General features: G+C 63.0%; 7 protein-coding genes and 1 pseudogene. 6 read left to right on the plus strand and 2 right to left on the minus strand.

Going from position 1 to position 11,962, the window contains the following annotated elements; translation table 11 throughout:
* Positions 1–100: 100 nt before the first annotated feature.
* From F600_RS27355 to F600_RS0107370, 3 genes and pseudogenes are all read left to right on the plus strand, one after another.
* Complete coding sequence (locus F600_RS27355) at positions 101–1,276, plus strand: DUF4407 domain-containing protein (protein ID WP_162141394.1); 1,176 nt, start codon at positions 101–103, stop codon at positions 1,274–1,276.
* Positions 1,277–1,473: 197 nt separating this feature from the next.
* A pseudogene (locus F600_RS32660) lies at positions 1,474–2,277 on the plus strand (patatin-like phospholipase family protein); the annotation flags it as partial.
* Positions 2,278–2,340: 63 nt separating this feature from the next.
* Entirely contained in the window at positions 2,341–5,004 is a 2,664-nt protein-coding gene (locus F600_RS0107370; protein ID WP_245541490.1) for a DUF3376 domain-containing protein, read from the plus strand.
* 29 nt (positions 5,005–5,033) lie between these two features.
* Here the strand turns inward: F600_RS0107370 and F600_RS0107375 are convergent, their stop codons facing one another.
* Together F600_RS0107375 and F600_RS0107380 are read right to left on the minus strand one after the other, a co-directional pair.
* Complete coding sequence (locus F600_RS0107375) at positions 5,034–5,720, minus strand: response regulator (protein WP_018159959.1); 687 nt, start codon at positions 5,718–5,720, stop codon at positions 5,034–5,036.
* Entirely contained in the window at positions 5,717–7,261 is a 1,545-nt protein-coding gene (locus F600_RS0107380) for a sensor histidine kinase (protein WP_026306274.1), read from the minus strand. The genes F600_RS0107375 and F600_RS0107380 overlap by 4 nt, the downstream gene beginning before the upstream one ends.
* 114 nt (positions 7,262–7,375) lie before the next feature.
* Between F600_RS0107380 and F600_RS0107385 the strand changes: the two genes are divergently transcribed.
* The 3 genes from F600_RS0107385 (at position 7,376) to adh (ending at position 11,898) form a co-directional block, all read left to right on the plus strand.
* A complete protein-coding gene (locus tag F600_RS0107385; protein WP_018159961.1) occupies positions 7,376–8,749 on the plus strand; it encodes a C4-dicarboxylate transporter DctA in 1,374 nt (457 codons plus the stop codon).
* Positions 8,750–9,052: 303 nt separating this feature from the next.
* On the plus strand, positions 9,053–10,276 hold the full coding sequence (locus tag F600_RS0107390; RefSeq protein ID WP_026306275.1) for a sigma-54-dependent transcriptional regulator family protein: 1,224 nt from the start codon (positions 9,053–9,055) through the stop codon (positions 10,274–10,276).
* A 98-nt stretch (positions 10,277–10,374) separates the two neighbouring features.
* Positions 10,375–11,898 (plus strand): aldehyde dehydrogenase, encoded by a 1,524-nt coding sequence (gene adh, locus F600_RS0107395; protein ID WP_018159963.1) that lies wholly within the window; start codon positions 10,375–10,377, stop codon positions 11,896–11,898.
* Positions 11,899–11,962 lie beyond the last annotated feature (64 nt).

Genomic DNA, 11,962 nt, shown 5'->3' on the forward strand with positions numbered 1-11,962 from the left:
GTTCACAACCGTTGGCGATAGCGCCGAGTCGACCGCGACTGGCACTGAGCGTGGGAAACACTCGGTAATTGGCGCATTGCCGCAGGAAAGGAGCCGTCTCGTGTCTGAGGCTCAGCCCAGCGGGGCACAATCGACCGAGCGGGCCAAACAACTGCTCCGTTTTCAATTCGGCCTTTTGGTCGTTCTCGGTCTCGTCCTCGGCGAACTCGCGGCTCTGTGGGCATTCTCATCGCCCATTGATCAAGTGATCGCCGATCGCGACGCTGCGCGCCCCGCAGTCGTAGCGGCCCAATCGCGCCTCGATTCCGCCGAATCCGACCGGTCGCGTCTGGATACGGACGTCGCGGTCGCGCAGAAGGCGCTCGATGCAGCCGTCGTGCGCGCGAACTGCGAAGTGAATCCCAAGCCCGGCTGCCCGACGGACGGCCAGGTCACCGGTGTCGCCGGAGCCGGCTCCGAGACCGAGGCGGCCCGGACTGCGCGCAACGCGGCCATGGCGAACCTCGACGACGCGATCGCGGCCCGGACCCAGCGTGCGCCCGGAATCGACACGCGCATCGCTCAGGCACAGGACCAGCTCGCGTCGGCACAGGCGGCTGCTCCGGCCAACTCATCGAGCGTCGGCGTCCGCTGGATCGCGCTGAACTCATACTCGGTCAACCACTTTGGCGCGCTCGCTCTGCGGATGGTGCTCATCGCACTCTTGGTTCTCGTATGTGTGGCACCGCTGCTATTTCTGCGGTGGCGGAACGAGTCCGCAGCGAAGCGTCTGGCTCGCGCCGAAGCGGAAGCCGAGGCTGAGATCGCCATCCGCAAGGCCGAACTTCGCGCCGAAGCCGAGAAGCTGCAGGCCGAGCAAGAGCTCGAGAAGGCGAAGATCGCGGCCGAAGCCGAACTCTTCCTCGAGCAGGAGAAACAGCGTCGTCGCGTCGCGGCCGAGCTTGGTGAATCGCCGCGGGAGATTGAGCGCGCGCAGAATGGCTCCGGTCAGCTCGCCCTCCCTTCGTCTGAAAAGGCGCCTTCCTGGGTGCCCGCACCTTTCCAGGGAATTGCGAGCCTCGCGTCGTCAGTCATTTCCGCGCCGGCGCGCGTTGCCCAGACGGTCGTCGAGGAATTCGAAGAATTGACGTTCACAATCACGCGCAAGCACCGAGTGACCGTCACCCCGCAGGAAGTCGCACCCGAGCTGGTTGCGGACGCGCCGCTCGTGATCGACGCGGAAATCGTCGACGAACTTCCGAGTGCGCCGCGGCGGGAGCTTCCGCGCGGTTTGTAGTCCGTTTGACTGCATTCGACGGTGACCCGTCACAAAGCGGCGATCCGCTGGCTCATGCAGGGGCACAATGAGTTTGGCAGCGCGGCCGGCATTCCGTGGATCCACAATCGGAGCGTTCGATGGCACCAGAGCCGAACCAAGATCACGACTCCTCGCGCTCCGTCGCTCCGCGGAAGACCCTGCGAATCGCGCTCGCCATGCGTGGCGGCGTCAGCATGGCGGTGTGGATTGGCGGCGCGGTTGCGGAACTGGATCTTCTCCGTCGGGCGGCGCTTGCACAAGCATCGGGCACTCCGCTAAGCCATCTGCCCCCACGAGCAGCCGACTATTTGGACCTGCTTAATGACAACGGCTACAACAAGGTCGAGTTCGACATTCTGGCTGGTGCCAGCGCAGGGGGCCTGAACGCAATCCTCTTTGCCGTCGCCCAGACATACGGCGTAGCTACTGACGACATTGTGCAGAGGATGTGGGCAGATCAAGCTGGAATTTGGAGGCTGCTCCGAGATTCCGGATGCGGTGCTGTCCCGTCTCTACTCAAAGGGGACGAGCGCCTTCTGGCTCTGGCGTCGGAAACATTGAGGGACATTTCGGAAGGGCCTGGTGTCGCTGAAGCCGCCGCGCGCTACGACATCACCGTCGAGCTCGCAGCGACCCTCCTGCCCGACGCCCTCGAACCTGATCTGAACAACCAAGCGGGTTTCACGTTCACACGAAGGCGCGGTGGACTTGCTTCGTGTTACACGACGATCCCAGGACTCGGTGACGACACCGCAGAAGCACTCGCCGCAAGAGAACGACTGGCTCTGGCAGGTCGGTCGACATCCTCATTTCCCGGGGCCTTTGAACCAGCGTCGGTGTTCTCAGTCGCAGACAACGTGACTCTCGCAGATGCCCTCAATATGGCGACGACATTCCCATTTGCACGCCCCGCACGTCCCGTCGATCAACGATCCGAACCGTTCTTCGTGTTAGACGGCGGAGTTTTCGACAACATCCCCATCGATCGCGCTCTGCGTGCGGTGGGTCGAGCCCCGGCTGGCAATCCCTCCGAACGCCGTCTCTTGTACCTGGATCCTCAACCGCCCGCCAAGCGCGACCCGGTTAAAGCCGCCAAAGACATTCCGAAAGCTTCCACACGAAAGAAGGACGAATCCGAACAGAAGGTTCAATCGGGCCGCTGGGCACACATCGTGCGTACGGCCAATTCGCTCAGGGAACGCGTTGAATCCGCGGACCTGGAGATAGGCCAAATTCGAGAACACAACGACAACGTGATGGCCATCAGGGGGCGCCTCGAAGGTCTAGCCGCAGCAATGGCGAACTCCGATGTAGCAATCGAAGTCAACATCGGACAGTACGTCCAATCGCGAATCGGCTTTGATGCCAAACGTATCGGTGAACTGCTCACAAGCCCATGGGCATACATGTCGATGCCTCCCCACAGTGCCAGTCGGTATCGAGCATTAAAGCCGCTGCGCGCGATGCGTGTGGCACACGCCCTCAAGCACGCCTACGACCACTCCGCATCGACCGACGCGAAGGCAACCCAATGGCCCGTCGAGTGGATTGGCCCCGACATGGTGCCCAAGGCGTTCGCGATCGGCGACATCGGAGCCGCTGTTGACGCCGCTCGGGTTCTCATCGCGTGGACTCAAAAAATGCAGCAAATTCAGGGAGGGCACCAGCACGACCTGAGCCGGCTCAAACGTGGCCTTTACAGATGCCTGACGGTCCTCGTCGAGGCTCGTCGGACTATGGTGGACGACAGCGTGTTGGTGTTAGCAAACTCCGACATCGCCGAAGGAATCCGTCTCGGCCTGTGCAAGCAGACCCGGCTGTGCATGACCTGGTCCTTGTTCCAACTCCTCAAAATCCGGGTCGACAAGTCCGACGATGCGCTGGACGCTGAACTGTTCATAGAACTCGCGCGATCACCAGGTACCGCTGAGGCCGGACGCAACCACTTGTATTTCCCACCGGTTCAGTCGGAGATCGGGCCCACCCTGTTCTTGACCCTGATTTGGCTGGCTCTCGAGGGCTACCGCTCAGCACTCGGGGTCATTTCGCAGAATGTCCAGCCCTTTGCGAGCGACGCCCGCAAGTGGGACGAATCAGCATTTCGCCAGGCTGGACTTCCGAAATACGCTTCGCTCGATTGCTATGCATTAGTCCGCGTATTCTCGTTGGCCGGCACGCCGAACACCGCTGACATCATCCAGTTCCAGCGCATCACTGGTGACGAACGACCTCACCTGCAAGACGGGGATCTCTCAGATCTCCGGAACGCGGCGATTGCGTCGACCCTGGAACGGTGGCTTCGTACGAATGTCGATCCCAACTCTATCCAGCGCCAGCACCTCCAAAAGTCAATGCAGGCAACCGTCGAACTCAAGAGCGCAGAGTGGAAACTCGACGGAATACCGTTAGCGCGGTTCGGAGGATTTCTCGCGCGCAGGTGGCGGATTAACGACTGGTATTGGGGACGCTTGGACGCTGCTGCCGGGATTGTTCGCATGCTGCCGCCAGCAACAAGCGAATCCGATGATTCGGAGCACCGGTCGGTGCAGAGCAAGCTACAGGACTCGATCTTCAGGGAATCGAAGGAATTTACGACATCAGCAGACGGTAAAGGTCTGGCTGCAATTCCAGGTTGGTATCGCAGCGCTATTGCCGCGCGCCTCGGACCTCTCGCTCTACGAGCGCTCTGGCCGCAAGACCTTCCCACGGGATCCTTGTCGACTTGGGCGAAAGTAATTGGACTCCTCCTCGCCCGTCCGCTGACCGTCTTGGTAGCGCTGGTCGTGGACCCATTGCGGTTCGCTGCCGCGTTCGCGATTTCGCTGGGTACAACTGCGATGCTGAGTCGCGCGGAGCGTCCGCGTCATGGCCAGGCGTTCCCGCCTGATGCCCACTACCTCTCAACCTTCGCGCTAGGCCTCATGCTCGTTGGTGCCGTGATCGGCAGTGGCGTTCTCATATCGCGCGGCATCGGCGTCCGGGGTCGATGGAGGCGCCTGAAGGAGATCGTCGCGATCGGTCTTTCAAACCATCCGCATCAGCGGGAACCCCACAATTTGTGGAACATAACGCTAGACGCCGCCCGCAAGCCGGCGATAGCGACTTGCTGGTTGTCCATCGTCATCGGGTGCGGGCTCACTCCACTTACCGCCGTCGTCGTATCCGTGCCCGCGGTACGGAAGTTCGTGTCCCCCGAGCTGGCGATTGCTGTGGCGGCTTGTGTAGTCGGACTAATTCTCGACCTCAACAACCGCGCCCAAACGGTCCGCCGAGTTCGCCAGCCGGTTCGGCCGGCACAGCCGATTCAGCCGCCGGAAAAGCGATTGCTGATGTGGCTGCTCCTAGCGGTCGGCGGTGGGATCGTCACCCTGGATTCCATTCTTGGTGCCGAGCATCGGTGGCACTGGAGTACTTCGCTCACCGAGAATCCGAGTCCATGGATTGCAGGAATCGAAGCGATCGTTCTCACTTACCTAACCGTCTGCCATTGGGCAGACAAGCGCTCGATCGTATTGCTGATGGTCGGCACAACGGCGGCGGCCGTACTACCCCAGGTCGTTGCCACCTGCATTCACAAGGGAGTTCTGCCTGGTGTCCTTCCTACTGTTGTATTGATCATCATCCTGGGATTCTCGCTGCAGTACGTTCGCCCGGTGACCTGGGAAAATGACCAGGCTCCGCCGAAGCGTTTCGCCGTGCTCGATTGAGCTCGGGCCGAATAGCGATGAAGGTTCAGCTATTTCTCGCGCCACCGATATCGCGTCTTAGGCCTTCCAGCCTTTCCGTAATCAGTGTGACGTTTGACCGTGCCTTCGTCAGCCAGCCGTTCGAGATATCGCCACGCGGTCACCCGCGAAACTCCGACTTGCGCAGCGATCTCGTCGGCAGTGGCCCCGCCGGGACTGTCGCGGATCGCCCGCGCGATGTCGTCGTTCGTTCCTGCTGACTGGCCCTTCGCCGTCACATTTCGTTCCGTACTGGTCCGCAGTTCGGCAAGGGCGCGATCCACTTCGGCCTGGCTCGCGGCCGCGGTTCCTTCGGGCAGGGCTGCGCGATACAGGCGATACCGCTCCATGCGATCGCGGAACGCGGCGAACGTGAACGGTTTGAGGAGATAGGCGAGCGCACCGTGCGACACCGCCGATCGCACCATCTGAAGATCGCGCTCCGAGGTGATCGCGATGATGTCGGGCGCGGGCCGGAGCCCACGGAGCGCCGACGCGAGGGAGATCCCGCTGGCATCGGGCAGGCCGAGATCAAGTAACACCAGGTCAATTGGCTGTTCCGCCTGCGAAGCCGCCCGCATCGCGTCCCGCGCGGTGTGGGCGACTGCGGCCACCCGGAATCCGTCGATCCGGCCGACGTAGACGCGGTGGGCCTCCGCGATCATCGGATCGTCCTCGACGATGAGCACTTCGATCATTGGGTGCTCACGGTCGCGGTCACGACCGAGCCGTACGTTACGTCGGCGGTCAGCGAGCCGCCATGCCGACGCACGACCTGCGCCACCAGCGCGAGGCCGAGTCCGTGATGGCCGCCATCCACTTTTGTGGAGTACCCCCGTTGCATCGCCTGGGCAAACGTTTCTTCGTCCATTCCGGGGCCGCTGTCGGCGACGCAGAGGACCAAAGTGCGGTCCTCGAACTTCACCGTCACCTCGACCCACGGATCATCCCGGTCACACGCGTCCATCGCGTTGTCGAGGAGATTGCCGACCACCGTCACGATCTCCGCGGGCGACAGCGGCAAGGCGTCAGTCGCCGCAGGGATCGACGTGTCTTCGGTGATCGTCAGACTGATTCCGCGCTCCGCGGCCTGCGCGGACTTGCCGAGCAACAGGGCCACGAGTGCCGGCTCCCCCACGGCGTTCGACAGCCGGTCAACGAGTCCTTGTGACATCGCCAGCTCGTCCGTCGCGAATTCGACGGCGTCGTCAGCCCGGCCCATCTCGACCATCGTGATGACGGTGTGCAACTTGTTCGCCGCCTCGTGTGCTTGCGCACGCAATGAGTCGGTCAACGACTTCAAGGCCCCGATCTCGCCGAGGGCGCCCTGCAGTTCCGTGCGATCACGAATGGTGATGACTTCCGAATCCGAGCCCGGGACCTGCGATCGGTTCACGACGAGCACCCGATCGTCGGTAATGCGAACCTCGTCGCGCGCACCCGAACCAGTGGCCTGCAGAAACTCCGGTAGCTCGTTCCGGCGGACGGGACCCTCAACCAATCCGAGAAGGCGCCGGCCCTCATCGTTGACCACGACCACGCGGTCATGATCGAGCACGATGAGCCCCTCGGAGACCGAGTGCAGAATCGCGTCGTGATGGTCGTACATGATCCGCAACTCGTCGGGGGCGAGGCCACGAGTCTGCCTCAGCAAGCGCCGCCGGATGAGAAGCGTGCCGACGAGGGACACGGCGAGCGCGACCGCCCCCACCAGCGCGATCGTCGGAACCTGGGACTCCCACCGCTCGGCGAGAGTCCGCAGGGTCACCCCCGCTGACACCAATCCCACGATCGTGCCGTCGGCGTTCCGGACAGGTGCGACCGCGCGCACTGATTCGCCGAGCGTTCCGGTGTAGATCTCGGTGAAGGTCTCTCCGCGAAGAGCGGGTTCGATCGTTCCGAGGTAATGCTTGCCGATCTCGGACGGGTCGGTGTGTGTGAACCGAATTCCGTTGGGCCCCATGATCGTGATGAACGCGATGTCGGTGCTCGTGCGGACCTTCTCCGTCACGGGTTGAAGCCCCACTGTCGCCTGACCGGATTCGATCGCCGATGCCGTCGAGGGTGCGTCGGCGAGTGCGATCGCGACTCCGAGCACCTGTTGCCGAGCAGATTCCTCGGCGTCGCGGCGGGCATCGAGGACCGCCAGCGTCGATCCGAGCGCGACGACGAACGTGATCACGATGACCTGCAACGCAATCGCCTGACCGGCCAAAGACCGGGGCCACGACACGCGCATTCGCGCCTCCGAAAGCGGCAGGTGAACGAAATGAACTTAAGCGTGATCTACATCACGCTTAACGGGAACATTTCCTTCATAGCAGTTCTCGATCAAATCGAAAGGAATGCGGTCATGAGCGCCAACTTGTCACGCACCACCGCCTCCGAAGTACGGCCTCACCGTGACCGCACCCACTGGCTCTACATCGCGGTCATCATCGGCGTCGTCGGGGGTGCCGCTCTCGGCCTCATCGCACCTAGTGCCGGCAAGAGCGTCGGCGTCCTCGGCTCGATGTTCGTCGACCTCATCAAGATGATGATTGCGCCGGTCATCTTCTGCACGATCGTGCTCGGCATCGGCTCGGTCCGAAAGGCGGCCACGGTCGGCAAGGTCGGCGGGATGGCCTTCGGGTACTTCCTGGTCATGTCGACGTTTGCACTCGGCATCGGTCTCGTCGTCGGCAACCTGCTGAGCCCCGGCACCGGACTGCACCTGAGTGCGAGTGCCGCCGGGAAGGGTACCGAGCTCGCCGCCAAGGCCCATGAGGCCGGCGGACTGATGGACTTCGTGCAGAACATCATCCCGACGTCGCTGTTCTCGTCGCTGACCGCAGGCAGCGTGCTGCAAGCCCTGCTCGTCGCGCTCCTCGTTGGCTTCGCGTTGCAGGCCATGGGAACGGCGGGCGAGCCGATCCTCAACGGTGTCCAACACCTGCAGAAGCTCGTCTTCCGCATCCTCACCATGATCCTGTGGCTCGCACCGATCGGTGCGTTCGGCGCTATCGCCAACGTCGTCGGCCAGACCGGCTGGGCCGCAGTGACACAGCTCCTGACGCTGATGCTCGGCTTCTACATCACCTGCGTGATCTTTGTCTTCGGCGTCTTGGGCACGGTTCTTCGGGTCGTCGCCGGTGTCTCGATCTTCAAACTCGTGCGCTACCTGGCCCGGGAGTACCTGCTGATCTTCTCCACGTCGTCGTCCGAATCGGCACTTCCGCGCCTGATCGCGAAGATGGAGCACCTGGGCGTCGAGCGCAGCACCGTGGGTGTCGTCGTGCCGACGGGCTACTCGTTCAACCTCGACGGCACCGCGATCTACCTGACGATGGCGTCCCTTTTCATCGCCGACGCGATGGGCAAGCCGCTTCACATCGGCGAGCAGATCGGTCTGCTGGTGTTCATGATGGTCGCCTCGAAGGGCGCCGCGGGAGTGACCGGTGCCGGTCTCGCAACCCTGGCCGGCGGTCTCCAGAGCCACCGTCCGGAACTTCTCGACGGCGTCGGATTGATTGTCGGAATCGATCGATTCATGTCCGAGGCACGTGCGGTAACGAATTTCTCCGGAAATGCAGTTGCCACCGTTTTGGTGGGGGCCTGGACGAAGACCATCGACAAGCGCCGCGTCGACGCCGTTCTCGACGGTGATCTGCCATTCGATGAATTGACGATGAGCAACGACCACGCCGCATCGGACCTGCGTACGAGGGAACCTGCCCTCGCGCGGTGATTGTTTGGCCGGAATCTGGGTATCGAATTAATCGGTACCCAGATTTCGAATGTCAAAGTGGCAATACCCCGACAATTAACTACCGACCGCAGCGAAAACATCAAGCTGCGGTCGGCGTGATCTGATCGTAATCTCAGGTTTCCACGGAAACCAGCACGACACGCGGTCGGATTGTTCTGTTTTTAATCATTCCTTCGTTCGAATGACACCCTGCAGCAACACCGACCGACCTGCGCCTACAGTGGCGGTGTGGGAGCCGACGGTGAATTTCCCTTGCCGCCCCGTGCGCAATCCCTTCAGTGGATGCGCGCGCTCAACCGCGCGCGCGAGGCATTCGTCGCCTCGGGCCGCCCCGATCGAGTCGTGCGAGATCTCGTCCGGGATTCCTGGACGCGCAGTATCAACAGCGGAATCGACCCCGAAAATGCACTGGCGACGATTCATCTTCCGTCCGATTCACTCGAAGCGATCCGCACCGCTCACCCCCTCGCGGTGGCGATGCCCGTCGTTCGCCGGCTTCTCGTGGACTCGGCCGCCGAAGCGGGGTTGCTTGTTGCGGTGAGCGATGCCGCTGGACAGCTGCTCTGGGTGGAAGGTTCGCCACGGATGCGTACGCGCGCCGAGGACATCCACTTCGTGCCCGGTGCCGATTGGAGCGAGGCATCCGCCGGCACCAACGCACCGGGGACCTCGCTCGCGCTCGATCGACCGGTGCAAATTCATGGGCCAGAGCATCTTTCGCGGATCGTCATGCCCTGGAGTTGTACTGCAGTACCGATCCACGATCCCGAGAACGGCTCCGTACTTGGCATGCTCGACCTGACCGGCGGTCCGGACGCCGTCGGAGTGCAGAGTCTTGCCCTCGTCCGGGCCACGGTCGCGGCGGCCGAGGCGGAGATGCGCCTGCAACGCATCGCGCCGCCCTCCACCCCCTCTGCGCAACCGTCCGCCGGCCACCTGAGCGTGCTCGGAAAGCTCGGGGCAACCCTCCGATTTGGCGCAACGACCACGCAATTGAGCATCCGACACAGCGAGATTCTGGTGCTTCTCACGCAATCGACGATCGGCCTGTCGGCCGCCGAACTGGCGGTCGCCCTGAGCGATGACGAGCAGGCAGAGGTCACCGTCCGGGCCGAACTGTCTCGTCTGCGGTCCGCCATCCGACCGCTGGAACTGCAGTCCCGCCCGTACCGGGTGCCGGCAAGTCTGCGCACTGACATCGCTGAGGTGAAGACGCATGTCCGGGCCGGTCGGCTACGCCAGGCGGTCTCGGCCTATCCGGGCCCGGTGCTGCCGCAGTCGATCGCCCCGGGCGTCGAAGAGCTCCGCATGGAACTCCACACGCTGGTCCGCACGAGTCTGCTGTCGAGTCGGGACGCCGACGCCGTGTTGGCGTTCGCCGACACCGCGCATGGGCGCGACGACTACGAGATGTGGACGCACGCGTTGCAGATCCTCCCCGCCGGATCGCCGCGTCGAACCGCAGCTCAGGCGCATCTGAACTTCCTCGACGACAGGCTCGGCTGAGCCCCTTACGCTGCAACGTTGATGCAACGTCGCTGTGACTACCGTCACTCTCGCCTGGAAATTTCTGCTCCCTGACGAGCACAAAGCGAGGAGTCGCAATGACTGTTTATGCAGCACCCGGAGCTGACGGCAGCGTCGTTTCGTACAAAGCCCGCTACGACAACTGGATCGGCGGGCAGTGGGTGGCACCGGTCAAGGGCCGGTATTTCGAGAACACCTCGCCGGTCAATGGCAAGCCGTTCTGCGAGGTCGCCCGAAGCACCGCCGAAGACATCGAACTCGCTCTCGACGCGGCTCACTCGGCTGCCCCGGCCTGGGGAAAGACGTCAGTCGCCGAACGGGCCGTCGTCCTCAACCAGATCGCCGACCGCATGGAAGCGAACCTCGAGATGCTCGCCGTCGGCGAGACCTGGGACAACGGAAAGCCGGTCCGGGAGACGCTCGCCGCGGACCTCCCGCTCGCGGTCGACCACTTCCGGTACTTCGCCGGCGCGATCCGCGCCCAGGAAGGCGGTATCTCGCAGCTCGACGAAGACACCGTCGCCTACCACTTCCACGAGCCGCTCGGTGTTGTCGGCCAGATCATCCCGTGGAACTTCCCGCTGCTCATGGCGGTCTGGAAGCTGGCGCCTGCTCTGGCCGCCGGGAACAGCGTCGTTCTCAAACCGGCCGAGCAGACCCCAGCATCGATTCTGCTGTTCATCGAACTCATCGCCGACCTCCTGCCGCCGGGCGTTGTCAACGTCGTCAACGGCTTCGGCGTCGAAGCCGGCGCGCCCCTCGCCTCGAGCAACCGCATCCGCAAGATCGCATTCACCGGCGAAACCTCGACGGGCCGGCTGATCATGCAGAACGCGAGCCAGAACCTCATCCCGGTGACCCTCGAACTCGGCGGTAAGAGCCCGAACATCTTCTTCGACGACGTGACGCGTCAGCAGGACGCGTTCTACGACAAGTGCCTCGAAGGCTTCTCGATGTTCGCTCTCAACCAGGGCGAAGTGTGCACGTGCCCGAGCCGCGCTCTGATCCAGAACTCGATCATCGACGAGTTTCTGCCCGCCGCGACCGACCGGGTCAAGCAGATCAAGCAGGGCAATCCCCTCGACACCGAAACCATGATCGGCGCTCAGGCCAGCGGCGACCAGCTCGAGAAGATCCTCAGCTACATCGACATCGGAGTGAAAGAGGGTGCTCGGATCATCACCGGTGGCGAGCGCGTCGACCTCGGCGGCGACCTTTCCGGCGGCTACTACGTGGCGCCCACGATCTTCCAGGGCAACAACAAGATGCGGATCTTCCAGGAGGAGATCTTCGGTCCGGTCGTGTCGGTCACCGGTTTCGAGGACTACGCCGAAGCGATCTCGATCGCGAACGACACCTTGTACGGACTCGGCGCGGGCGTGTGGTCGCGGGACACGAACACGGCCTACCGTGCCGGTCGCGACATTCAGGCTGGCCGCGTGTGGACGAACTGCTACCACCAGTACCCGGCCCACGCCGCCTTCGGCGGGTACAAGCAGTCCGGAATCGGCCGGGAAAACCACCGGATGATGCTCGACCATTACCAGCAGACGAAGAACCTGCTCGTCAGCTACTCGCCGAACGCGCTCGGGTTCTTCTGAGGTCTTCCGCGCAGGATCGACTTGACAGCCGTGCCATCAAGATATGTCGATGGCGCGCCTGTCA

It is taken from the genome of Smaragdicoccus niigatensis DSM 44881 = NBRC 103563, from assembly GCF_000380645.1.
GTDB lineage: Bacteria > Actinomycetota > Actinomycetes > Mycobacteriales > Mycobacteriaceae > Smaragdicoccus > Smaragdicoccus niigatensis.

Coding starts and splice junctions, on each gene's coding strand:
- F600_RS0107385 (WP_018159961.1), top strand. CDS start 7,376: ATGAGCGCCAACTTGTCACGCACCACCGCCTCCGAAGTACGGCCTCAC.
- F600_RS0107375 (WP_018159959.1), bottom strand. CDS start 5,720: ATGATCGAAGTGCTCATCGTCGAGGACGATCCGATGATCGCGGAGGCC.
- F600_RS0107380 (WP_026306274.1), bottom strand. CDS start 7,261: ATGCGCGTGTCGTGGCCCCGGTCTTTGGCCGGTCAGGCGATTGCGTTG.
- adh (WP_018159963.1), top strand. CDS start 10,375: ATGACTGTTTATGCAGCACCCGGAGCTGACGGCAGCGTCGTTTCGTAC.
- F600_RS0107390 (WP_026306275.1), top strand. CDS start 9,053: ATGCGCGCGCTCAACCGCGCGCGCGAGGCATTCGTCGCCTCGGGCCGC.